This is a genomic window from Haloarcula sp. CBA1129, assembly GCF_008729015.1.
GTDB lineage: Archaea > Halobacteriota > Halobacteria > Halobacteriales > Haloarculaceae > Haloarcula.
This window is the reverse complement of the sequence record NZ_RKSM01000001.1, coordinates 1,042,100-1,064,920: the sequence shown is the minus strand read 5'-3', so window position 1 is coordinate 1,064,920 and position 22,821 is coordinate 1,042,100. Positions and strand designations below refer to the sequence as shown.

21 protein-coding genes and 1 pseudogene are annotated in these 22,821 nt (G+C 60.7%); 7 read left to right on the top strand and 15 right to left on the bottom strand.

The features are described from left to right. Nucleotides 1-5 precede the first annotated feature (5 nt). The 9 genes and pseudogenes from Har1129_RS05305 to Har1129_RS05270 all read right to left on the bottom strand — a co-directional run bounded on the left by Har1129_RS05305 (nt 6) and on the right by Har1129_RS05270 (nt 8,972). Nucleotides 6-662: a helix-turn-helix domain-containing protein gene (locus Har1129_RS05305; protein ID WP_151099725.1), complete on the bottom strand. Its 657-nt coding sequence runs from the start codon at nt 660-662 to the stop codon at nt 6-8. A gap of 157 nt (nt 663-819) precedes the next feature. Next, complete coding sequence (locus Har1129_RS05300) at nt 820-3,024, bottom strand: CDC48 family AAA ATPase (protein ID WP_151099724.1); 2,205 nt, start codon at nt 3,022-3,024, stop codon at nt 820-822. 905 nt (nt 3,025-3,929) lie between these two features. Then, nucleotides 3,930-4,271, bottom strand: coding sequence for a HalOD1 output domain-containing protein (locus Har1129_RS05295; RefSeq protein WP_151099723.1), 342 nt, complete (start codon nt 4,269-4,271; stop codon nt 3,930-3,932). A gap of 354 nt (nt 4,272-4,625) precedes the next feature. Then, a complete protein-coding gene (locus Har1129_RS20895; protein ID WP_225307760.1) occupies nt 4,626-4,763 on the bottom strand; it encodes a hypothetical protein in 138 nt (45 codons plus the stop codon). Further along, nucleotides 4,760-5,020, bottom strand: coding sequence for a hypothetical protein (locus Har1129_RS05290; RefSeq protein ID WP_225307759.1), 261 nt, complete (start codon nt 5,018-5,020; stop codon nt 4,760-4,762). Before Har1129_RS05290 ends, Har1129_RS20895 begins: the two co-directional genes overlap by 4 nt. 455 nt (nt 5,021-5,475) lie before the next feature. Further along, nucleotides 5,476-5,910 (bottom strand): hypothetical protein, encoded by a 435-nt coding sequence (locus Har1129_RS05285; protein ID WP_151099722.1) that lies wholly within the window; start codon nt 5,908-5,910, stop codon nt 5,476-5,478. Continuing rightward, a complete protein-coding gene (locus Har1129_RS05280) occupies nt 5,907-7,019 on the bottom strand; it encodes a PQQ-binding-like beta-propeller repeat protein (protein WP_225307758.1) in 1,113 nt (370 codons plus the stop codon). The genes Har1129_RS05285 and Har1129_RS05280 overlap by 4 nt, the downstream gene beginning before the upstream one ends. A 204-nt stretch (nt 7,020-7,223) precedes the next feature. Next, nucleotides 7,224-7,986 (bottom strand): annotated as a pseudogene (locus Har1129_RS05275) (IS6 family transposase). A 440-nt stretch (nt 7,987-8,426) separates the two neighbouring features. Beyond that, complete coding sequence (locus Har1129_RS05270; RefSeq protein WP_151099720.1) at nt 8,427-8,972, bottom strand: hypothetical protein; 546 nt, start codon at nt 8,970-8,972, stop codon at nt 8,427-8,429. Between the two features lie 358 nt (nt 8,973-9,330). Between Har1129_RS05270 and glmM the strand changes: the two genes are divergently transcribed. The 4 genes from glmM to Har1129_RS05250 all read left to right on the top strand — a co-directional run bounded on the left by glmM (nt 9,331) and on the right by Har1129_RS05250 (nt 14,335). Continuing rightward, entirely contained in the window at nt 9,331-10,668 is a 1,338-nt protein-coding gene (gene glmM, locus Har1129_RS05265; RefSeq protein ID WP_151099719.1) for a phosphoglucosamine mutase, read from the top strand. Between the two features lie 110 nt (nt 10,669-10,778). Further along, nucleotides 10,779-11,720: a DUF1616 domain-containing protein gene (locus Har1129_RS05260; RefSeq protein ID WP_225307757.1), complete on the top strand. Its 942-nt coding sequence runs from the start codon at nt 10,779-10,781 to the stop codon at nt 11,718-11,720. Between the two features lie 82 nt (nt 11,721-11,802). Further along, a complete protein-coding gene (locus Har1129_RS05255; protein ID WP_151099718.1) occupies nt 11,803-13,563 on the top strand; it encodes a glycosyltransferase family 2 protein in 1,761 nt (586 codons plus the stop codon). 70 nt (nt 13,564-13,633) lie between these two features. Next, nucleotides 13,634-14,335 (top strand): hypothetical protein, encoded by a 702-nt coding sequence (locus tag Har1129_RS05250; protein ID WP_191906226.1) that lies wholly within the window; start codon nt 13,634-13,636, stop codon nt 14,333-14,335. On the opposite strand, the gene Har1129_RS05245 is transcribed toward Har1129_RS05250, so the two are convergent. After that, a complete protein-coding gene (locus Har1129_RS05245) occupies nt 14,261-14,533 on the bottom strand; it encodes a hypothetical protein (protein WP_151099717.1) in 273 nt (90 codons plus the stop codon). The two genes, Har1129_RS05250 and Har1129_RS05245, sit on opposite strands and share 75 nt — an antisense overlap. Nucleotides 14,534-14,620: 87 nt before the next feature. On the opposite strand from Har1129_RS05245, the gene Har1129_RS05240 reads away from it, so the two are divergent. Further along, nucleotides 14,621-15,151, top strand: a complete 531-nt coding sequence (locus tag Har1129_RS05240; protein WP_151099716.1) for a metal-dependent hydrolase — start codon at nt 14,621-14,623, stop codon at nt 15,149-15,151. Nucleotides 15,152-15,196: 45 nt separating this feature from the next. Further along, on the top strand, nt 15,197-16,111 hold the full coding sequence (locus Har1129_RS05235; RefSeq protein WP_151099715.1) for an NAD-dependent epimerase/dehydratase family protein: 915 nt from the start codon (nt 15,197-15,199) through the stop codon (nt 16,109-16,111). 15 nt (nt 16,112-16,126) lie between these two features. On the opposite strand, the gene Har1129_RS05230 is transcribed toward Har1129_RS05235, so the two are convergent. Beyond that, on the bottom strand, nt 16,127-16,555 hold the full coding sequence (locus Har1129_RS05230; RefSeq protein ID WP_151099714.1) for a plastocyanin/azurin family copper-binding protein: 429 nt from the start codon (nt 16,553-16,555) through the stop codon (nt 16,127-16,129). Between the two features lie 82 nt (nt 16,556-16,637). Here Har1129_RS05230 and Har1129_RS05225 point away from each other — a divergent pair, with 82 nt between their 5' ends. After that, entirely contained in the window at nt 16,638-18,590 is a 1,953-nt protein-coding gene (locus tag Har1129_RS05225; protein ID WP_225307756.1) for a hypothetical protein, read from the top strand. Here the strand turns inward: Har1129_RS05225 and Har1129_RS05220 are convergent. From Har1129_RS05220 to Har1129_RS05205, 4 genes are read right to left on the bottom strand one after another with little or no spacing between them, the layout of a single operon-like run. After that, complete coding sequence (locus Har1129_RS05220) at nt 18,563-19,330, bottom strand: glycosyltransferase family 2 protein (RefSeq protein ID WP_225307755.1); 768 nt, start codon at nt 19,328-19,330, stop codon at nt 18,563-18,565. The genes Har1129_RS05225 and Har1129_RS05220 overlap by 28 nt on opposite strands. Further along, nucleotides 19,327-20,523 carry a glycosyltransferase family 4 protein gene (locus tag Har1129_RS05215; protein ID WP_151099712.1) on the bottom strand — a complete coding sequence of 399 codons (1,197 nt, stop codon included), beginning with the start codon at nt 20,521-20,523 and terminating at the stop codon, nt 19,327-19,329. The genes Har1129_RS05220 and Har1129_RS05215 overlap by 4 nt, the downstream gene beginning before the upstream one ends. Further along, a complete protein-coding gene (locus Har1129_RS05210) occupies nt 20,520-21,440 on the bottom strand; it encodes a glycosyltransferase (RefSeq protein ID WP_151099711.1) in 921 nt (306 codons plus the stop codon). Before Har1129_RS05210 ends, Har1129_RS05215 begins: the two co-directional genes overlap by 4 nt. Further along, nucleotides 21,433-22,659, bottom strand: a complete 1,227-nt coding sequence (locus Har1129_RS05205; protein ID WP_191906227.1) for a glycosyltransferase family 4 protein — start codon at nt 22,657-22,659, stop codon at nt 21,433-21,435. Before Har1129_RS05205 ends, Har1129_RS05210 begins: the two co-directional genes overlap by 8 nt. Nucleotides 22,660-22,821: the final 162 nt, after the last annotated feature.

Sequence of the window (22,821 nt, the reverse complement as noted above, 5' to 3'; positions counted from 1 at the left end):
GCCGCTCAGGAACGGGCTATGAGATCCGAAAGCGTACTCCCGAGGATGTTGTTGATCCCACCCCGGAGACGGGAACCGACGGCCTGCTGTGAGATGCCGAGTTCCTCGCCGAGGTCTTCCAACGTGACCTGCCGTGGGGACTCGAAGTAGCCGCGCTTGTAGGCGAGGATCAGTGCCTCTTGTTGAGTGTCGGTGAGGGCGGCTACAGTCGCCGTCTCAAGCGGTGTGAGCGCGTGCAGTTCCGTCAACGTGATCGGGATGTCCAGTTCTTGACAGCGCCGGTGAAAGTCTGTGATGTCGCTTCGATGATCGGCGCGGATCTCGAACGTCCATTGCTGATTTGTGCCGATAGCCCTGATGAGCGGTATCTCTGTCTCCGTCAACACGGTGAGCACGCCCTCGTAGTCCAGTGCCCACTCGACGCGTAACAGGTACTCGTCCTCGACCGAGTCGACGAGCCGAATCTTCGCCACGCCCGGGTGCTCGGTGAATTTGCTCTCGATGTCGATGATCCCGGTTCCCCGAACCCAGAAGTAGGGGATCACCACGTCCCGCGAGGGGATAAGTCGCTCAAGTTCGACCGTCACGTTCGGCAGTTGGTTGAACACTGTCCCCAAGGGAAATTGGTCTGACAGAACCGTGAACGTCGCCTCGGTAGCCATCGTCTGTCCCGTGGGCTTCCAACTGTAAAGGTCTACGACAAATTGTACCATGATCAGGACGCTGTCCACTGCGTCATTATATTGAATCCGACCCCAACGAGCAATATTTGTAGGGGAGTTGACTACAGCACAATCGTAGTTCGAATGAAGGATATTTTTACAAGCTGTCTACCTCGTCATCGATATCAGCGTCTTCCGGACTGATCTCTTTAAGTGCCTCTTCGAAGTGTGCTTGCGTAAGTACGATATCCTCGACAGCTGCCTCCTTCCCTTCTGTCTGGGCCTGGACGTGCTCACGAACTGCTACCGTCGCCGCCCCCCGACACAACGCCGCCAGATCGGCACCCACGAGGCCGTCCGTTTCGGCTGCTAGGTGGTCAAGATCGACATCGTCAGCCAATGGCCGGGTCCGGGTATGTATTGCCAGGATTTCGCGCCTGGTCTCCTCGTCGGGCTCTCCCACCTCAATTTTGCGCTCGATTCGACCCGCACGTGTGAGGGCGTCGTCGATGAGGTCTGGTCGGTTCGTTGCTGCAATCACGACCACGTCTTCAAGTTCTTCCAACCCGTCAAGTTCGGTCAGCATCTGTGAGACGACGCGTTCGCCGACGTTGGAATCACTGCCGCCGCTCCCGCGCTTTGTCGCGATTGAGTCGATTTCGTCGAAGAAAATGACAGTCGGGGCGTTCGACCGCGCCTTCTCGAATATCTCCCGGACGCCTTTTTCGGACTCACCGACGTACTTGTCGAACAGTTCAGGCCCTTTCACCGAGATGAAATTGGATTGGGCTTCGTTCGCGACGGCCTTCGCCAGCAGCGTCTTCCCGGTTCCGGGCGGCCCGTGGAGCATAATCCCCTTCGGTGACTGGAGGTCCACCTGTCCATACGCATCGGGATACTCCAGTGGCCACTGGATAGCTTCCTGAAGTCGGGCTTTGGTCTCTTCGAGACCGCCGACATCGTCCCAGGTGACGTCGGGCGTCTCAACGAAGACCTCTCGGAGCGCGCTGGGTTCGATCTCCCGGAGTGCCGCTCGGAAATCCTTCTCCGTTACTTCGAGCGTTTCGAGCGTCTCGGCGTCGATCTCGTCGCCTTCGAGGTCGAGGTCCGGGCGGACACGTCGGAGTGCGTTCATCGCCGCTTCGCGGACGAGACTCTCGAGGTCAGCGCCAACGAAGCCATGGGTGTTCTCGGCGTACTGTTCGAGATCGACCGACTCGGCGATCGGCATCTCGCGGGTGTGGACTTGGAGGATTTCCGTCCGGCCCTTGGTGTCCGGTGCGCCGATCTCGATTTCACGGTCGAACCGGCCGCCGCGGCGGAGTGCGGGGTCGATGGCGTCGATGCGGTTCGTCGTCCCGATAACTGTCACTTGACCGCGGTCCTCGAGGCCGTCCATCAACGAGAGCAACTGTGCGACGACGCGGCGCTCGACATCACCTTGCGTGTTGTCTCGATTCGGGGCGATGGAGTCAATCTCGTCGATGAAGACGATTGCGGGTTCGTTCTCCTCGGCCTCGTCGAATACCTCACGTAACCGCTCCTCGCTTTCGCCGTGGTACTTCGACATGATCTCCGGACCAGAGATGGTCTGGAAGCTGGCGTCGATCTCGTTTGCAACCGCCTTCGCGATCAGTGTCTTGCCAGTTCCGGGCGGTCCGTGGAGCAAGACGCCCTGCGGTGGCTCGATGCCGAGTGCTTGGAAGAGCTCGGGATGGGACATCGGCAGTTCGATCATCTCTCGAACCTGGTCCAGTTCGTTATCGAGGCCGCCGACGTCCTCGTAGGTTACTCCCGGCGGCTCTGAACTACCGGTCGCGTCGTCGCCGCGCTCCACGTCGACCTCCTCGGCGGACTGCTCAACCACGTTGATGTTCGTGGATTGGGTGATGATTACAGTCCCATCAGGTTCACTATCGACGATACGGAGTGGAATCCGGCGGTTGGATCGGCCCATCAGGGAGCCAAATCCGAGCGCGATTGGGACGGTCTGTCCCGTCTGGACCGCGCGGTTGGTTAGCTTCTCACGGAGGTACGATGTGAGGTCACCGCGAATCTGGAGGCCGGCCGGGAGCGCGACCGACAGCTCCTCTGCCGGTGCCACGTCGGCCTGTTCTACATCAACGAGTTGGTCGATCCGTGCTCCAGTGGCCTTGCGCGTTTGGCCGTCAATGCCAACGACGCCGCGCTGTCGCTCGCCCGCTCGTCCCGGTCGAACACGGGCGACTGCAGTGCCCTCCTCACCTTGGATTGTAACGAAGTCACCGCTACTAAGATTTAGTTCCGTCATCGCCTCGCTATCGATTGCTGCGATACCCTTTCCTGCACTCTGCCGGTCGAGCGGCTTGACAACAAGTTTCATGAATGGTAGTCTCTCCAGGCCTCATTCGAACGAGAACACCTCCCATTGCCGGTGGTCCAGAGAACTATAGCGCTGGGTTGGGTGTACAGGTGTCGGGAGAACTGAAAAAAGTACGTGCTTGCAGACGCTTCACCCACCATCCAATCAGTGCTGCATACGCGCTCTAAGCTTTGCACATCGCTCGGGATAGAAGCGGGATAGAACGGCGGCCAGTGACGCGTAGCCACTCTGTACCGACGGAAATAGGACCTATCGGATAAGTCGTTACTCAGTATGTCAGGTGTGACTTTGAGATATGGCCGCTCGGTATGTCTGCGTATCGGCTACAAACTCTCTTCTGACGGTGGGATAGGAAACTATCAATATACACGTGGAACTACGCGTCTTACTACGAAAGGGGGGCTGCGCGAAAAGGCGAACTCTTGATCCATGCTTCACGGTCACAGTCCAGTGCCCGCCTTTTCGCTTCGACTGGGAATGTGGTACCAACGTTATGAGTTCTGAATCATACCGCTTGTCAGTGGTACCATTGTTCCCATACCACACTACTCCGTGACTGGGTATAATCCCTGTTTTATTTCATATAATCAACAAAGATAAACAATCGGAGACTAACTAGAAAGCTATTGCTGTTCAATTGCTCACTACGTACCCTGTACAGACCAACTCATGACGTCTGAGAGAAGTCGTTACTACCGGAGGCGCTTCATTTCAAGATCGCACGGGAGAATACATCGTTCAGTAGACCTGCGAATGGACCGCTGAAATTCCTATCATCTCCAAATGATGTACTGAGTGTCATGCAAGATACAGGGCGCAAGTCTTGCACGACTTTCTGGTCGAATAGTGTGCGAAGAGAGCGTTCGATACATAGAAAGGACTACTGCGAAGGGACATCATGTAATCTATACCGGTTCATCCTCGAAAATCGGTTCGGGGTCGGTCTCTATGGTCGCGTCACAGACACGAATGCGGCTGTTGGCACTCACGAATACGTTCCATTTGCCGATCTGCAAAGCCATTAGCACATTCCCATCAGTAGCTCCATCGGATGGTTCCATCAACTGAGTAAGTGCGTCAAAATCTACTGACTCGTACAATGGCGGCAGTTCAGTTGGGGCAACGCCTTCAGCCTCAGCAATTGCATTGACAAACGCCTCCATGAGCGTCTGGTCCCCGTTTTTCTCGAACTCTCTATCACTAACTACCGTACAGCTCCGAGTCAGCGCTAATTTAGAGTTTCTCATCAAAAACAATGTACAATTCCCATACATAAGGCTCTATTGTGAGGATCTGAGTTACATTGGCAGAAGTCATTCCGAGTTAATCACTGACAGAATCGATCAGTGCTGCATACACTCTCTAAGTCTTGCATACACCCCGACAGGAACTGGATAAAGCGAGGGTCAGTGCGATACTTGCCTCTCTGTACTGAGCAAATATGGATGCGATGTGGTGAATAGAACCACCGCATTCACAAAGACCACTAACCAACACAACCGGGCCAAATAGCGCTCTTGTTGGTTAGCCCAAACACCCCGCCATCGATGTGTTCTCACACCCCACTGTTTCATGTGTATCACGCAAATATAGCGTCTTAGCTACCGCAATTCGAGCGATTCAACAGCGTCCGTGAACTCAGCAGCAGACATTTCTTGGACGGCCTCAATCCCGCGTGCGACCACGACTGGGTAATAGTGGCGCTCCTTCTTCACGTCCCAGTCACACTCGTAGCTCATTCGCTTGAACTCGTCATCGACTGGGTCCAGCAGTTCGTCTGGCAATGAATGAGTTTACTTCCCCAAGCGTCCTTATAGTCTTTAGCCAATTTATCTGATTTAGTCTCCATAGTCTCCCTATATTGGTTAACAGATTTATTCTGTTTATTTGGTTTATCTGGCTCAACTGCATTATCTTCCTTATCCGTCTCTTCGTCGCTAAATTGCTGCCCGAGTCGTTCGGACATCTCGTCTTTGGCTTCGTTTCTGTCTTTCATGGTTGCTCCTCGAACAGTGAACCAGACCAACAACAGGAGACTCCAGACCGACATGAACGGAAGCAAGAAAATCGAGCCCCCTCCAAGGTCTGAACGAGCGACGACAGGCTCTAGGACCCATGCGACCGGGTGGGCCAAACCTTGGTGACGATACCAGCACCCACGCCACCGAGTACTGGATGCCGACCACTGTACCGTTCAACACCGAACCAACTCACACACCCAACCAGTGCCACAGCCAAGAGAATAGCGACTACGAACGCCCCATCGGAATTTGACAAAGACGGCCAGCCGAACAGTGGAACGACGATGACTGCGGCTGAAGCGACGAACAGAGCTGCGGCGACTGTGGCCCACCGGAGGTGCTGTTTCGTGATTGCCTGCGAGGTGATATCTATTGATTTTGTATCAGCTTGCGTGAGTGAGGTTGCGCGAAAGCGAGGATATCAGCTGCATCATTTCCTCGTCTCATCAGGTGAGTCAGCAAGCAATGCCGACTCTGTCTCGAATACCAGCGCGTATGCGAGGAGGAATGCCCCCACCCATATGAGAATAGTTTGGACAGTAGAGTATAGTGATGCTATGTGTCCCTCACCGAATCTGATAGCCCTGTCAGCGAGCCACCAGAGTGTGAGTGAGAACGCGCTAAAGACGATGAGTCGCCGATAGCTTGGAGAGAACTGATCTAGCGCCAGTATTCCAGCTAGCGCGAACACGACACCAGCAGACACGAACCCGCCTGTCTGCAGCGGGGTCACGATAATAGCCCGCTCGAGTATGGTACGGATAGCGATGCCGACCGAATACTGCAAAATTACGAAGTAGACGAACCCGCGACCGACCGTGCTCACGGGATTCGGCACCGACACCCACTCCCGGTCTTCGCTCATGTCTCACCCTCCGAGACGTCGGTAAACGCCCGAATCGAATGTCCGATTCTGACGTAAAGATATCCTTCAGCACTAGCGAGGTCGTGAATCAACTCCCTGCGATCTGACACCGCCTTTCGGAACTGCTCAGTTCCGTCAGTGGCATCGAGTGCAACCACAGTCGAGCCTGCGGCAAGATACAGCATATCGTTGGTGACAACTGGCGATACAAGACGTGAAATCCCTTCGACTGTCGTGGACCACAGCTCCTCACCAGAAGATGCATCTATGCTGATGGCAGTATTCGGTCCCGTGATGTACACCCGGTCGCCGTTAGTTACCGGCGCCCCGGACGGCGACAGTGTCGACGTGTCGACCCTCCATACGACGCTACCGTCGGTTACGTCGAATGCAGTCACCCCATTTCCGCCAGCGTAGACGCGACCACGTCCGACTGCGGGCAGCAGCAAGTCTATGAACTCTGGGGAGAGATCAGTTGTCCGCCACAAAAAACTCCCGTCGGTCGGGTCCCGGGCGACCAGTTCGTCGGTAGCGCTGCCACCCCATCGACCTGTGACGAGGAGCGTTGTTTCCGAGCCAGGGTCGGCGGCCCATCCGAATGCCAACGGCACTTCATTTACTGGCTGGGCCCACTGTCGGAGTCCAGTCGATTGGTCGAGGGCGACTAACTGGTTTTCTCCATCGATACTGATACCGCTGAAAACGACATTTCCGACTGGGAGGACGTGATCGAAACTGCTGGTCGTTCGGAACGCCCACCCCGTTTTTCCGGTGGCGACATTCCGCTCGTAGAGCGTTACCGAAGAGACCGAAAAGACCCGATCACCGCTCACAGTGGGGCCGGACTGGATAAACTCGAACTCGGGTTCATCGGAGAGGCTACCCGAAAACTGGTCAGGCTGGCGGTTCCTCCACTCGACGGTCCCCTGTTGATTATCGAACGCACTGATCGAGTACCGTCCGACGGTAAAAACACGACCACCACTCACACTTATCCCGGACTGAACGATATTTGACGGACCAGCTTCGCCACGCCACTGCTCGCTAAGTCCAGCTTGTGGCGCGGATTCCGGTTGATACCCCCAACGGTTTGGAGAACTCTTTGCCATCCGCCACTCATAGGAGGGTCCGCGGCGAGAGAGATTAAGTGCGGGGCGGAAGCTGTCCGTACCGAGAACCCCCGCAGCGCCGATTGAAACGGCCCCACCCAGTGCAGTGAAAAGTCCACGACGAGAGACTGATGGGGAAGAATCCATAATTTATCACTAATTCGACACATATTAAAACATACTGTTCGTATTGGACGGCACTGTCTAGTTCTGGATGACATCGGCTGGTGCTTTACCGTCGACCGCTTGATTCGGCGTTCGTGGTTTAGTAGTGTCTGAAGCGTCGTATCAACTGTTTCGCGCTGGATTGACTGCCGCGCCAGAACGTGTGAAAGCGGTCGATTCGCATGGTTACAGTCTGGAACCACTTTTCGATGTGGTTCCGGACTCGATAGTCGAGTCGACCGCTCAAATCGTGGCGAGAGAGGGCAGTCAGATAGCCGCCAGCATCGACGAGAACCTCTGTATCACCGACATCGTGTTTCTGAGTGAGTCGATGCAGGAACGCCGTCCTCAGAAATCGAAGATTTCTGATGTGCGAACGAGAGCATGCTCTCGTTAACGCCGCGGGGTCAGTCCCGCGGCGGCTGAACACGTCACCTTCGAGTAGCAGTTTTGATTCGGTATCAACAGCGGCGTACAGCCACTTGTTCTCTCCGTCAACCTCGATTTGTTTCTCGTCGACCGCGACCCGCGACGGCGACGCCGTCGGCGGGTCGCTCTATGCTTCAGACAGTGTATGAACCCAGTTCCAAACTGCACCGTGAGAACGGTCGACACCCAATAATTCTAAGATTACTACCGTCTCCCTGATCGACAGCCACGCTGCATGGAGACGCACCCCAAATCGCCGGGCGGGTGTCGGGGTGCGCTCGTTCTCCCAAACGTCTTGGCTGTCCTCGTTCAACGTTTCTCTGAGCAGGTCTGTGACATGAACACCTCTCGCTACGGCCTGCTCACTTCTCAAATTCGCTCAACTAGACAGTGTCACTCAGAAGTAATTTCCACATAATTCATCATTCTTAGAGGTACACATCGAACCCATTCTTTGAGACTATACGAGTTGAGATTACAGCGAATTTAGTGAGGTTGCAATACCTGAAGCTGTCCGAATTTCACTCTGTTGAAATCCCTTTCCGATAATACTTCTAACTTATCTGCAGTCAATAGGAAGGTACTATTTTATGTGCGATTCAGTAGCACAAACCTAGAAGTACAGCCCGTAAATTGTTCATCGCAGGCCAAAAACCGCTCAATACAGGGGGATGATTTCGTAGTGCACTATATTTTGTCCGGAATGTGACAACAGGTATGTCAAAAATCGGCGCCCGTGAACTGCGATGTGTGACGCGCCAACTGTCCTAGCCCCTGCCGTTGCCTGTGACGGGGCAGCACCTCTGCCTGCAACTAGTCTGAAGGTTGGGGTCCGACACGTTTCACCAGCGCGTAGGCGCCGAGTGCGCTCACCCCCATGACGATGGCCACACATATCGAGAGACCGGTCGCGACGCCAAAGGCAATCACGATACCAAAGAGAGCGGTGGCCCAATGCTGAGACGCGATTGCGACCCAAGCGATAATCGCCCCGAGCCAGACCGTTACGAACGGCACGATGGCGACCATGGTGATGACGGCCACATCTGTTGACCGACCGCCGTTCCCACCCCGCCGGGCGAGTGACAGTGCTACTGCTGTTGTTACGAACGGCACGAGGACCAGAACCCCACCGTGATACAAAAGCGACTGCCCCAAGAAAAAATCAATGATAACTAAGGTAATCTCAAAGGCATCGCGGCCACCAGCGTTGATGACGTACTCGCTGGTCACCAAGGGCAAGAGGAAGTATGCGACCGCGCCAGTCAGTCCTGTAATGGCCCCGCTTAGGACGGCCAGAGCCCCCGGATCAATCTCGACGATACGCCTCACCGTCGCGCGCTCGGTACCCTCAGTCATGTCCCCGTGACCGGCCGCTCGTGGGTAGCCCGCGACCGGCATGAGCCCAGCCCGCATCCGATACTAGCTCGCTGGTTCTCAAAGGATGGTGGGACCGATCCCGCTGAGCAAGAGGGGGACGCGTCGGTCTCGCTGGGGGTCGTCACACTCATCGAACGGACACAGTGGGAATAAATTTATCCCATGTGATATTATCACCAATACCACATTCATAACTAGCGAGAGAATATTCGGCGCCGAGGATGTGATTGAAAAACATTTCAGTCCTAGTTGCGAATCTTATCGAGGAGTCCTGACCGAATATGTCAATTATGTAACCGACCGGCAAACACAAGAGGGCGTGGGTGGTGATAGTGCCATGTTCGGGACAAGCGGGATTCGGGGCCGAGTTGGCGAGTCTGTCACCGCTGCCGTCGCATTGTCCGTCGGACGCGCAGTCGGTGCCGACGCCGACCGAGTCGTCGTCGGTCGTGATGCGCGACAGACGGGCGATACACTCCAAGGTGCCTTGATGGCCGGCCTGCGCGAAACGGGCGTCGATGTGGTTGATATCGGCCGGGCCGCAACGCCGACTGTCGCCCGCTCAATAGGGGCCCGGTCTGCAGACGCGGGTATCATCATCACGGCATCACACAATCCACCGCAGGACAACGGACTCAAGCTGTGGACGCTTTCGGGACAAGCGTTCTCACCGGAACAGCAGACCGAGATAGAAGCCCGAATCGAAACTGAGGCCTACGAACTCGCCGACTGGACGGGTCAGGGTGGCTACGAATCCTGGGACAATGCAACCGAACACCACACTGACGCACTCGTTGCGACGGGACGGCAAGACGCTGCCGGAGCCGACGTCTCACTCTCCTCGCTATCGGTTGTTGTTGATCTCGGCAATGGAATGGGCGGGGTCTCTGCCGACGCCCTTTTCGAACTCGGGGCGGATGTCGAAACCATCAATGCCCAGCAGGATGGCCGATTCCCCGGTCGGCCCAGTGAGCCGACCGTGGAAACGTGTACAACACTCGCCGCTACTGTCGACGCTGTCGATGCGGATATTGGTATTGCTCACGACGGCGACGCCGACCGCATGATGGCCGTCACCGACGAGGGCGAGTTCATCCCCGGGGATATGCTGCTGGCGATATTCGGACAGGAGATTGCGAAAGCGGGCGACCGAATCGCTGCACCGGTCGATACGAGTCTAGCCGTCACCGACGCGTTTGCCGAGTTCGGCGCGGAACTCGTTCATACCCGGGTAGGAGACGTGTACGTCGCCCAAAGAGCTAGCGATGACGACGTGGTTTTCGGCGGTGAACCGTCTGGAGCGTGGATTTTCCCAGAGGAAACCCTCTGTCCCGATGGTCCGCTTGCGGCAGTGAAACTCGCCGTACTTGGAGCCGTCGAACCGCTCTCGGCCAGACTCGAACGTATCGACCGGTACCCGATCAAGCGCACGGTTGTCGAAACCACTGATAAAACCGAGGCTATGGCACGAATCAGCGCTACGGTGCGTCAGCGCTATGACGACGTGACGACGCTGGACGGTGTGCGTGTCGACTCGGATAGCGGTTGGTTCCTGATCCGGCCGTCTGGGACGGAACCGAAAATAAGGGTGACTGCAGAAGCCCGCGAAGCAGCCACCACTGACGAACTTCTGGAGCAGGCGCGCGAACTCGTTGAGACTGAACTTACCCGATAGTGATGAAATAGTTTTACCCGGCTCGTGGTCGTCATCGGCTACGAGGTCGGACTGAACATGTCGGAGCTTGTTACCGCGCCTTTTTCTTTGTCCTCCGCAGAGGAGTCGCTATGCAAAAGCCGAGTGACGGAGGCGGCAAGGTGCTTACGGCAGACCTGCTGGCCGTCGTGGCCAGCGTTGTGCTGGTCGCCGCCGTCGTCTTCTCTCCGGCCGCGGCCGTCCGGCCCCTCGCCGTTGCTGTCGGACTCCCGTTCGTCCTCATCGTCCCCGGGTACGCCCTCGTCTCGGCCGTGTTTCCGCGGGCAGGTGAGGCAGCGGTCGGACCGATATCGGGCACTTCGTGGCTCGCTCGCCTCGGACTGAGCATCATTGGTAGCGTCGTCGCCGTCGCCGTCGTCAGTGGCGTCCTCGACTTCACCGTCTGGGGCTTTGGACGGACGCCGGTGATGGTGGGTTTGTGTTGGTCCACACTCGTAACGACCGCCGTTGCGTGGTACCGTCGCCGTCGCCTCCCGATGGCCGTCCAAGCGGGCACAACAGCGGGTAATGTCGGGACACGCTTGGGTGAAATCATCGGGAGCAACCTCACTGGCGTCCTGTTGACGCTGGTTGTTGTCGTCGCCGCCGCGGGAGCAATCGGGGTTGTCGCCAATGAATCGACCGACACAGGCACTGTCACCGAGTTTTACATCCTCGGCCAGAATGAGTCTGGCCAACTGGTCGCGGCGAATTATCCCTCGAACCTGACCGCCGGCGAACCGGTGACCGTCGGTGTCGGTGTCGGAACGACCCGCGAGTCAGGCTTTGAGGGACGCGTGGTGGCCGCCATCGAACGAGTTACACTCGACGGCGAAACGACACGCATTACGGAGTCACAACCACTCGGGTCGTTCGACGTGCAGGTGTCGGCCGGCGAGCGCACCCTCAGGCGTCACACCGTCCAGCCCTCGCTGCTCGGCGAGCGGCTCCGGCTGACCTATCGTCTCTACAAATCCGGTGCCGATACCCCTCACCGTCGTGTCCAAATCTGGGTTTCTGTCACGCAATCATGACAATCTGGCTTACGCCGGTACGTATATATTGGACAAAAACTAACAGTTGGTAAGTAAGCTGCCAAATGGTGGCTTCAGAAAGATGACACAGTTGGATACGAACGAACAACGCGCCGAAGAGTCGGTAGTGTCCGTGGAAAAATCAGCGATCAAGCTCAGCAGCGAGACACAGCTCGTCCAAATCAAACTCCGGACGACAGCCGAGAACCCGGTTCGAGCGACGCTGACCGACCCCATTCCAGACACCCACGCAGTGAAACTCGACGACGGAACTGCCTATACCGACGGTGTCCTCACCTTTGATCAGACTGTTCAGCCGGGCGAGGTTAGGCGCATCGACTACCCGCTTGTCGGACCGACGGCGACATCCCTGTCCGCATCGACTATCGAGAGCGTCACCAGAGTGGACTCCGAGAGCCCGCTAAGTATCGCGTGGACTGGGAACGACGGCTCGACCGCGATGCCGGCGGTGGCAGCCGAAAACGGCGAAACAGCCTCGCTGCTTGCCGCGCCAGAGACGGCAGTGAACACAGCCGACGCGATGCAGGGTGCGGCCATCGGTGTCATCCTCACAACGGACAACGAGGACGCCGTAGTTCGAACCGTCTTACGGGCGAGGCGGAACGGGCTCCAAGTGTTTGCCACCACCCAAGGTGTCGAGGCAGACGCCGAAGCGCTGGACCTCCTAGAGACGCTCGGGACGCCCGTGTTGTCGCCGCCGTCGAAGTGGGCCTCACAGTTGGAACTGCACCGATTGCTGTCGAGGGCGGCACGCGAGCGGGGGCTGTCGGGCATCGTGTTACAGACGCGAGATTGCCCGCGTATCGACTACGACCGCACTGCGACGGCCTTTGCGGTGTCCGACTACGAGGTCATCGCGATCCCGGAACTATGGAATCAGTCACCTGAAAACCCATCGGTGGTCGTCGGTATCCCCGCGTACAACGCCGCCGAAAGCATCGCGACTGTCGTCGAGAGCGCGTTCCCATTCGCCGAGGACGTGCTCGTCGTCGACGACGGAAGCCACGACGCGACGGCCGACTGTGCCCGCGAGGCCGGCGCGACGGTCGTCACTCACGAGCGAAACCGCGGCTACGGCGGCGCGCTCAAGACGCTATTCCGGGAGGCCGACGACTTGGGGGCCGCCCATCTGGTCATAATCGATGCCGATGGCCAGCACGACCCGGGGGATATCCCGGCACTGATCGAGACGCAGTGCCGGGACGACGCCGATATCGTCATCGGCAGCCGCTACGTCGGTGAGCGACGGACCAAGATACCTGTCGCCCGCTCGCTTGGACTAGCCGTCATCAACAATCTCACCAACGCCAGCATGGGCAAACTCAGACCGAGCGGGTTTATCCGCGACACCCAGAGCGGGTACCGGGCTTACAGCCGGGCAGCCATCCGCTCGCTCGCCACCGACTCGTCTATTGGCAACAACATGGGTGCAAGCACCGATATCCTCTATCACGCGCACCGTGCCCGGCTCAGCGTCGCGGAAGTGCCGACGACCATCTCATACGACGTGGAGAACGCAAGCTCGCAGGGGTCACTCTCCCACGGGCTGGACCTGATTCGTAACATCTTCTGGACCGTCGAGTACGGCCGTCCGCTATTGATTCTCGGTCTCCCGGGGGCGATAATGACGCTACTCGGGGTGGCCATCTCGGTGTTGCTGGTCGTCCAGTACGTCGAGACCGACACACTGGCGGCGATCCCGCTGGCGACGAGCATCCTGTTCGCGCTGGGCGGGCTGTTGGTGTGTGTCACCTCGCTGATGATGCACGTTCTGAACGGTCACCCCACGCTCAAGGGACTGCGCGACGAGGACAACAGCTAAACGGACAGCGAGACTGCAAAGCATATGACCGCGTTCGTGTTCTGTCGTCTCGTCGGGTCGGTGGATATCCGTGGCTGAAACGGACCTCGCGACCGGCGGCCGCTTCCGAGACCGCGTCGGTACTCGCAACCCAGCGCCAATCTTCGCCGTCCTCGGTGTCGGTCTCCTCGTCGCGGCGTATGCCGTCCCCGCCTTCGAGGCGCTACTTGTCGCGTGGGGCGGCACCGCGCTGTTCGTCGCACTGTTGCTCCGGTTCGTGATGGGCGGGCCGACCCTCTCGGCGAGGGTGACGACCGATATCTACGAGACGATGGCCCGCAACGCCCGACGACAGTGGGGGCCGGACCGGGTCCGATACGTGCCCGACGACGGCGGCACACTCCTCGCGAGGGGTGACGAACTCGACCCCGTCGGGAAGCGACTGCTGGCGACGGTCGAGGGCGAAACCGGGGAAACACTGTCCGACCATCTCTCGGTGCTCGTGGACGTACTCGTCAACGACCTCGAACTGGCTGGCCGGGTGCAGGCGACGACCACGGACGACGGCGCGACGGTGACGGTGACCGACAGCCGCGTCGGGACGGGTGAGCTGTTCGACCACCCTGTCAGTTCGGTCCTCGGTGTCGGACTGGCCAGACGGCTCGGCACGCCCGTCGGCGTCGAATCGACCGTCGAGGACGACGACCTAGTCGTCACCCTACAGCGAGCCGACGAACTTCTCGAACGTCCGGAAGCCGACCAGCACGGCGAAGACGAGTCCGCTGACCAGTAGCGGCCACCGAAGCCGTGCCCGCCAGCGGGCGGTGACGGACACCGGCGCAGTCAGTGCAGTCACCACGACGAGGCCGACGAAGGCGACGACGAAGGCGTGTTCGATCGTCAACGCTCCGACGCTTGCCAGTACCGCGATGCCGGCGAGCATCCACCCGACCTGCGCGAAGAGAAATCGCCGCTGCCGTGGCGTCGTCATCGGCCACGTCTACAGCCTCCACCGGCATAACCGCACCGCAGTCGGCAGCAGCGGCTTCAAGTCGGGCCGTCCCGTCTGTGGTCGTAGATGTTCCCGTGGACCCACGCCGCCTTCGGTTACCTCCTTCTGGTCTGTCTTGGCCTCCTCCTCAGTCGGCGCATCTCGAAGGCCGAACTGGTGGCCGTCCTGATCGGGACGCAACTGGCTGACGTCGTCGACAAGCCGCTGGCGTGGTGGTTCGCGGCCATCCCCTCCGGTCGCTCGCTCGGCCACTCCCTGCTGATTGCGGTTCCCCTGTCGGTCGCCGTTATCGCCGCCGCGTGGTATCACAGCCATCCAGAGGTGGGGGTCGCCTTCGGGCTTGGCTACGCCAGCCACCTCCTCGGGGACACGTACGTCGCCCTCTACTACTGGCGCGTCGAGGAGTTCACCTTCCTGCTGTGGCCACTGCTGCCCGCGTACCCCTATGACGACTTTGGCGGTTTCCTCGATTTCGCCGGCCAACTGGAAATCACGCGACCCGTATTAATAGCCGCTCTCGTCTCTGCCGCCATTGGGACGCTCTTTCTGGCACACTTCTCCCGTGCGCCGTTGTGGTACAGTCCTCGGTCGAACTAATCACGGACCCCGCTCGTATTTATTCTCTCCGCGCAAGAGAGCATCATGACACCGACGATTGCCGACCAGCGGGTGCTCGTGACCGGCGGCGCGGGCTTCATCGGGAGCCACATCGCGGAGACGCTGTGTCCGGACAACGACGTCCTGATTCTCGACGACTTCAGCAGCGGTAACCGGACGAACTGTCCCGACGGCGCGACGGTCATCGAGGGTGACGTGCGCGACGAGGCGACGGTGGCTAACGCCGTCGATGGCGTGGATATCGTCTTTCACGAGGCCGCTATCGTCAGTGTTGCCCAGTCAGTCGAGAACCCGACGGCGAGCCACGCCGTCAATGTTGATGGGATGCTGAACGTCCTAGAGGCTGCACGCCGAGAGGACGCACGCGTTGTCTTCGCATCGAGCGCGGCCATCTACGGCGCGCCCGAATCGCTCCCAGTCACCGAGACGGCCCCCAAACAGCCCGCCTCGCCCTACGGTCTCGAAAAGCTTTCTGGGGACCACTACTGCCGGCTGTACGCCGACCTCTACGACCTACAGACGGTTTCGTTGCGCTACTTCAACGTCTACGGTCCCCGCCAATCGGGTGGCGACTACGCCGGAGCCATCACCGCCTTCGCCCAACAGGCTCGCGCCGGCGGCCCGCTGACGGTCCACGGCGACGGCAGCCAGACACGCGACTTCGTCAACATCGCGGACGTGGTCCAAGCGAACCTGTTGGCGGCGACCACCGACGCCACCGGGGAGGCATTTAACGTCGGCACCGGAACCGGGACGACGATACGCGGCGTCGCGGAGACGATTCGGGACACCGTCGACCCGACGGCCGAGGTGACCACCACCGACCCGCGGCCGGGCGACATCCGCGACAGCCTCGCAGACATCTCGAAGGCCCGCGAGCGATTGGGCTACGACCCGAACGTGTCGCTCACCGAGGGGTTGGAGACGTATCTCGGCTGACGCGGTCCCGCTGCCTCACTCGACGATGACGGTTCCCCGCATCCCCGACTCGTGCGGGATACAGAAGTAGGGGTGTTCCCCGACTGTCTCGAACGTGTGGCTGAACGTCTCTCCCGGCCCGACACTCCCCTCAGCGGGGTACGACTCGCGTGCGGCGCTCTCGCCCCCGAAGTCACCCGAAGCGAAGTATGCCGCCCCGTCGGGCAGGTCGTCCTTGTAAGCGGTGACGCTGTGGGCGACACTCCCCGTCGTCTCCCAGACGACGGTGCCGCCGGCACTCACCGTCAGTTCCTGGGGCTCGAAGTTGAGTCCGTCGGTCATATCTACGTGGTGCTTCGAGGGCGTGCCTGTCCGCGTCCCGCCGTCGGACGACCCGCCGCACCCGGCGACGAGGCCGGCTAGCGCCACGCCGCCCGTCCGCAACATCGTTCGTCGGTTATACATGCCGTTCACTTAGGTGCCAGTAGATTAAGTTTACCCGCCGATTGCAACACTTTTGTCCATACCCGCGAAAGCAATGCCAACAGTGGTTTCACTCGCACGATTCCGGCGCCCGGTCGCCATTCCAGCGGCCGTTTGCCTTCTCGCGGCCACCGGCCTGTTGGCCGTCGACATCCTCGGCCTCCTCCCGCGGCCGACGCTGTTGCGTGCCGGATTCACCCTCGTAGGGGCTATCGTCGCCTTCGTGGTGTTCGTCGCCTCGCAGGGCGAGCGCCCCGAATTGGAGCGGCGGGTGCCGCCGGACCACACCGCGAAGGTGGTCGTTGCGCTGGCCGCCGTCGCAGTGGTCGCCGCGGCGATGTCGGGGTCACGGCTGCTACCGTTCGCTCTCGTCCTGCCGGTGGGTCTCGCGGCCGTGGCGCTGCAACTCCGTGGTGAGCCGTCCGTCCCGGCGGTGGTGACACAGCTCTGTGCGCTCTTTCTGGCCGGTCGCCTCGGGAAATACGTCACGACCGGTTTCTACTTTGGCGGTACCGATACCTTCGCCCACGTCGCCGCCGTCGACACGCTGCTTCGGACCCGATACACGACGGCCATCGGCCACGGCTACGACCTCTACCCCGTCTTTCACTTCTTCATCGGCGCAGTCAGGCACGCCACCGGTCTCCCAGCCTACGACGCCTTGGTTCTGACCGGCACTGTTCTCATCACCTTCGTCGTCCCGATAGCGTATCTGTTGGGCTGGTCGGTGTTCGACTCACAACGGATGGGACTGTTGGCGGCACTGTCGGTCACCGTTCTGGAGTTTTTCTCCTATCACGCGCTGTATTTCTATCCGCAGGCGCTGGCGAGCATCCTCATTCTGGGGGCGCTGTATCTTAACAGCCGCCTTCGCTACGCCGCCGACGAGCGGACCTTCCGTCGTCTATCCGTGTTCGTTGTCGCACTCCTCGCCACGATGGTTGTCACCCACCACCTCACGTACATCCTCTTTGCCGTCGTCGCGGCGGCCGCCGTCCCCGTGGCGCTGGTCCGGCCGTACCTGTTCGACGGGTCAACGGGCGAGGGTCGCCGGTGGTTCCGGTACCGCTGGCTGTTTCCCGGCGTCCTCGGGGGGGTGTTCATGCTGGTGTACTGGTCGTACTCCCCGAGTCTCATCACCGTCGGCATCGTCCAACTCACCGCCGGCGTGCTGTTCGACGTGGTGACGGTGCCGAGTTCCAACCTGTACACCTACGGGACGACGCTGCCCGCCGACAGCGTCGACCGGGCCGTCGCGTGGCTGCTGACGCCGACCGGCATCTATGCGTCGGGCCTAGGTGCGCTGTTGCTGCTCGCGGGCTACGAACTGCTGGATAACCTTCGGGCCTACAAACGGGGCTTCACTCTCGCCCTGACTGGATTGGGTCTGTCGGCGCTGTTGCTCCCGCTACCGATTCCGATTCCACAGATAGAGCGCCTGCAGTTCGTCGTGACGCTGCTGGCGATCTTCCCACTCGCCGTCGGGTTCAAGCGCACGCTCGCCGTCGACCGTCGGTACACCGCTGTCGCGGTCGTCCTCGTGGCGACATTGGGCGGGGCGACGGCGTTCACAGTGCTCACATCCGATGACCTCTCTGAAACCTACATCGAGGAGCCCCGCGAGCAGGTGTCGATGAGCGACACCCAGTTTCGGGCGGTCGGAATGACAGCGTCGTTCCTCCAGCGGCACGGTTCGGGGCCGACCGCCACCGACCGGGTGACAAACCGAGCCTTCGAGACAAGTCAATTCAACGCTACGCGGCCGCTCCGGGCCAGACCAACCGGGCTCCGAACCGGCGCGACGTATCTGGTCGCCCGCGACCGCTGGACGACCCACCTCGTCGCGGTCGGCCGCGGGATTCGCAGCGGAGACCTGAACACCTTCAGTGTCTCCAACAGCCGTTTCACCGTCGCAGACGCGACCCACGACAAGGTGTACACGGCCGACGACGTGCGTGTATACCGGAGTTCGGACGGGTTCCGCCGCTTCTACGGCGAGAACGGCACCGCCCGGTAACACAGGCTCCGTGCGAGATACGCGAGCGTGAACGGATGCGGCGAGATGCGGGCCGCACGCCCGAGATACGTCACTGCGCGGTCGTACTCCCCAGCCTCGTGGCAGGCCACCCCGAGGTCGGTGTACAGTTGCGTGTAGTAGATGGGAAGGTACGGTTGGGCCTCGGGCACCCGCTGACTGACCAGATAGCCGAAGCGCTTGGCATGGTCGCGGTACTCGTCAACGGCCATCCCGGTGGACATCATGCTCCCCTCGTGACGGCGGCGCTCGAACAGGTCCGGGCACGCACAGACGCCGCCCTCGGTGGCCGCCTCTAGCACGTACAGTAGGTCTTCGCCCCTGTCGAGGCCTGTCTCGAAGCGCGTGTTCACCCGCTCGGTGTCGACGAGGATCGCCGAGGTCACCTCAGATAGGTCACCAACGAACACCTCGTAGACGAAATCGTCGAGCGTCGTCTCGGGCCCCTCCACGCACAGCCCCGCGTCCGTCTCGGCCATCCGGTCGAGTTGGCGGTCGAGCTTGTCGGGTGCCCAGAGGTCGTCGGCGTCCAGAAAGGCGACGTAGCGGGTGTCGGCCCGCTCAAGTCCGGCGTTCCGGGCGTCGGCCGGTCCCGTGTCCACATCGTCGACGACGACGATTTCGGTGTCAACGGACTGGGCGGCGACGCTCCGTTTAGCCTCTTCGAGCATCGATTCGGGCGTGTACTTGGGGCTGTAGGGGATGACGACGGAGACGGTCACCACTGTGCCATCACCGCCTCGTGAATCTCAGTCACGCGGTCGGCGTGGTGGCCCCACGTCCACTGCTGGTCAAGCAAGCGTTGGTGGCCAGCCGTTCCCATCGCCCGCAGGCGCTCGGGGTCATCAAGTAACGAATCGAGCGCTGCGGTCAGCGTTACCGGGTCTTTCGGCGGGACCAGCACACCAGTCTCACCGTCGACGACCATCTCGGGGATGCCGCCGACCCGTGAAGCAACCACGGGCGTCCCGGCGGCCATCGCTTCGTAGACGACGGTCGGCCGCCCCTCCGTCCAACTGGGGTGAACCACGGCGTCGGCGGCGACCTGCCACCGCCGCAGGGCGAGGGGGTCGAGTCGCCACAGCGACTTGGCTGGATGTGAGAGTTTGCCCAACTGGTCAAGCAACCACCAGCGCAGATCGCCCTCGTGGCCCACGGTGACGAGCATCACGTCTTCCCGGTCGAGGGCATCGACCGCCGCGACCAGCTCTTTCACCCCCTTCTGTTCGGTGTAAGCCCCGACGTAGAGCAGCACTTTCGTCTCGGGGCCGATGCCCAGTTCCCGGCGGATCTTCTCGCGCCGGTCGGTCGGGAACATCTCGGGGTCAGCACCGATTGGGACCGTCTGCACCTTCCCGGCGGGGGCAAAGCGGCGGGCGACGCCGGCCAGTTCGTCGCTGACGGTGAGGATGCGGGCGGCGTAGTCGATAGTCTCGCGGATGCGTTGCTGTGTGCTGTCGTTGAACGAGTCGAAGTTGTGAAGATCGACGGCGTGGCTGTTGACCACCAGCGGCACGTCGTGCTCACGACAGTAGGGCAACAGGCCGTAGCCGTCGAGGTAGATATCGGAGGTGTGGACGACGTCGTGGGGCGTCTCGAAGGTCCGCTCGACGTACCGGGGAATCCGTTTCTGGAGGGAGTCACCCGAAACATGGTAGAAGTATCGTTTCGGAATCGCGTATAGAAAGCGCGGGTAATGGGCCACGTAAGTGCCCCACCGCTCCGTCTTGGGCACTTTGGCGTATTCCGAGTGAGGGCCGACCGGCGGGGCGTAGGGCGTCGGCACCACCACGTCGAGATCGGCGTGCGTGCGGTTGATGGCGTCGAACGAGCGGTGATTGAACGGCGATCGGACCTGGAGAGGGTGGCTCTGGTGGTGGATAGAGCAGGCTAACACGTCGTAGGGATCGCTCATTGTTTCCCACCGGCCAGCACTCGCAGGCCGAGCAACGACCAAAACGCCAGCCTGGCGAGGTTCTTCGGTCGGGCAACGGTAGCTACATCGAGGTACTCGCGGGCCGCATCGAAGCGTCCCTCCGCGAGGAAATGGCCCACGAGCCCCATCCGGTGGACCCGCTCGACCGGAATCCCACGCGATTCGAGGTCGGCCACGAGCGCGGCGTTCCGTTCGAGATAGCGACGGTCGTTTGCGACGTACGCTTCGGCCGGAGCGTCACCGGTGAAGTGCGTCAGTGCCAGCGCCTCGTCCACGTAGGCCAGTTTCCCGACCGCCAGCACTCTGAGTACGAGGTCCCAGTCCTCGTAGATCGACAGCCCTTCATCGAAGCCGCCGGTCTCCGCCAGGACGGCGCGTTCGACCAGCAGCGTCGACCCCGGTCCCATGAACACCTGCATCGAGAGCAGCGCCTCGGCCAACTCTCGGCCGCCCTCACGGGGGGCCCGCGAGCGAAACAGTTTCTCGGAGACGACGGTTGCGAGGCGGGCGGCAGACGAGAGTCCCGCCGTCGCCACGTCGCAGTACGCGCCCACCCACTCCTCGCCCCGCCCGTCCAGCGTCGAGAGCTGCCGTTCCAGTTTCCGGGGGAGCCACTCGTCGTCCGAATCGAGGAAAGCGACGTACTCGCCCGTCGCGGCTTCGACACCGGTGTTACGGGCGGCGCTCACACCCCTGTTCGTCTCGTGGGCGAGATACCGCACCCGTTCATCGTCGTACCCCTCGACTATCGCGTCGGTGTCGTCGTTCCCCCCGTCGTCGACGACGACCACTTCGATGTCGTCGACGGTCTGGGCGAGCGCACTATCGATGGCTCGGCCCACCACGTCAGCCCGTTCGTAGGCCGGAACCACGACGCTGACACGTGGGTCAGCCATGGATGACACTCCGGTGAATCTCGTGTAATCGCTCGCCGTGGCGGGCCCACGTCCACTCGTTGTCCAACAGTCGTTGGAGGCCGGCCGCCCCCATCTCGCGCAGTCGCTCGGGGTCGTCAAGCAGGAAGTCGAGCGCCTCGGCCAGCCGTTCGGCGTCGTGGGGCGGAATCAACATGCCTGTCTCGCCGTCGACGACCATCTCTGGAATTCCGCCGACGTTCGAGGCAAGAACCGGTGTCCCGGCGGCCATCGCCTCGTAGATGACCGTCGGTCGCGCCTCGAAATGGCTCGGTAACACGAGCAGGTCCGCCGCGACGTGGAGCCGCCGGACAGCGATTGGGTCCAGTTCCCAGTAAGCGTGGGCGGGGTGGCGCAGTTCGCCCAGTCGGTTCAGGAACCACCAGCGCAGGGTCCCGCCGTGGCCCACAGCGGCGACGGAGACGTCGTCGCGGTCCAGCTCGTCGAGTGCGGCCGCCAGTTCCTTGACGCCTTTCTCCTTCTCGAAGCGGCCGACGTACAGCACGAGTTTGGTGTCGGGGTCGATACCCAGCTCACGGCGAATCTTCTCGCGTCGGTCCGTCGGATACTTGTCGGGGTCCTCCCCGATTGGCAGGGTCGTCACCTTGTTGTCGGGGGCGAACTGCCGGGCCACGTCGGAGAGTTCGTCGCTGACGGTCAACACGGCCGAGGCGTAGTCGATGGTCTCGCGGATGTGTGACTGAACGGTGTCGTTGAACCGCTCGAAGTTCTTCAGGTCGCCGGCGTGTGAGAGTGCGACCAGCGGCACGTCGTGGCGCTTGCAGTACTTGAGCATCCCGTAGCCGTCGAGATAGAAGCCACAGGCCTGAACGACATCGTGGGGCGTCTCGAAGGTCCGCTCGACGTAGTCGGTCGCTCGCTTTTGCAGCGAGTTCCCGGAGACGTGATAGAAATAGCGCTTCGGAATTGCGTAGAAGAATCTGGGATAGTGGACCAGATACGACCCCCATCGCTCGGTTTTCGGGATGTGACGGTATTCCGAGTGGGGGCCGACCGGCGGGGCGTATGGCGTCGGTGAGACCACGTCGAGGTCGACCCCGGTGGCGTTGAGCGCGTCGAAGGAGCGCTGATTGAATGGGGTCCGGACCGGGAAAATGTGATTCGGGTGTTCGGTCGCACAGCCGAGCACGCTGTACGACTCGCCGGGCGGGGTTGGTCGAGGGGTATCTTCGTCTGACATGAGAGGGTGCGCCACGCAACGGTGGAGTAAGTTCGTCCTACCATACAGCAACGCCGGGGTTATGCTTTCCGGGCGGTGCCGAGACAACGGTGATTGCACAGAGTAGCATCGTCGCGCTCGTGTGGCCTCCACAACTCCCGTCCCGGTGGTCCCGTGCTGGAC

Excerpts from the sequence above, each read along its gene's own strand:
- glmM (WP_151099719.1), top strand. The coding sequence starts at position 9,331 with ATGTTCGGGACAAGCGGGATTCGGGGCCGAGTTGGCGAGTCTGTCACC.
- Har1129_RS05240 (WP_151099716.1), top strand. The coding sequence starts at position 14,621 with ATGTTCCCGTGGACCCACGCCGCCTTCGGTTACCTCCTTCTGGTCTGT.
- Har1129_RS05270 (WP_151099720.1), bottom strand. The coding sequence starts at position 8,972 with ATGACTGAGGGTACCGAGCGCGCGACGGTGAGGCGTATCGTCGAGATT.
- Har1129_RS05215 (WP_151099712.1), bottom strand. The coding sequence starts at position 20,523 with ATGAGCGATCCCTACGACGTGTTAGCCTGCTCTATCCACCACCAGAGC.
- Har1129_RS20895 (WP_225307760.1), bottom strand. The coding sequence starts at position 4,763 with ATGAGCTACGAGTGTGACTGGGACGTGAAGAAGGAGCGCCACTATTAC.
- Har1129_RS05305 (WP_151099725.1), bottom strand. The coding sequence starts at position 662 with ATGGCTACCGAGGCGACGTTCACGGTTCTGTCAGACCAATTTCCCTTG.
- Har1129_RS05210 (WP_151099711.1), bottom strand. The coding sequence starts at position 21,440 with ATGGCTGACCCACGTGTCAGCGTCGTGGTTCCGGCCTACGAACGGGCT.
- Har1129_RS05260 (WP_225307757.1), top strand. The coding sequence starts at position 10,779 with ATGCAAAAGCCGAGTGACGGAGGCGGCAAGGTGCTTACGGCAGACCTG.
- Har1129_RS05245 (WP_151099717.1), bottom strand. The coding sequence starts at position 14,533 with ATGACGACGCCACGGCAGCGGCGATTTCTCTTCGCGCAGGTCGGGTGG.
- Har1129_RS05235 (WP_151099715.1), top strand. The coding sequence starts at position 15,197 with ATGACACCGACGATTGCCGACCAGCGGGTGCTCGTGACCGGCGGCGCG.
- Har1129_RS05290 (WP_225307759.1), bottom strand. The coding sequence starts at position 5,020 with ATGAAAGACAGAAACGAAGCCAAAGACGAGATGTCCGAACGACTCGGG.
- Har1129_RS05285 (WP_151099722.1), bottom strand. The coding sequence starts at position 5,910 with ATGAGCGAAGACCGGGAGTGGGTGTCGGTGCCGAATCCCGTGAGCACG.
- Har1129_RS05205 (WP_191906227.1), bottom strand. The coding sequence starts at position 22,659 with ATGTCAGACGAAGATACCCCTCGACCAACCCCGCCCGGCGAGTCGTAC.
- Har1129_RS05295 (WP_151099723.1), bottom strand. The coding sequence starts at position 4,271 with ATGAGAAACTCTAAATTAGCGCTGACTCGGAGCTGTACGGTAGTTAGT.
- Har1129_RS05230 (WP_151099714.1), bottom strand. The coding sequence starts at position 16,555 with ATGTATAACCGACGAACGATGTTGCGGACGGGCGGCGTGGCGCTAGCC.
- Har1129_RS05255 (WP_151099718.1), top strand. The coding sequence starts at position 11,803 with ATGACACAGTTGGATACGAACGAACAACGCGCCGAAGAGTCGGTAGTG.
- Har1129_RS05280 (WP_225307758.1), bottom strand. The coding sequence starts at position 7,019 with ATGGCAAAGAGTTCTCCAAACCGTTGGGGGTATCAACCGGAATCCGCG.
- Har1129_RS05300 (WP_151099724.1), bottom strand. The coding sequence starts at position 3,024 with ATGAAACTTGTTGTCAAGCCGCTCGACCGGCAGAGTGCAGGAAAGGGT.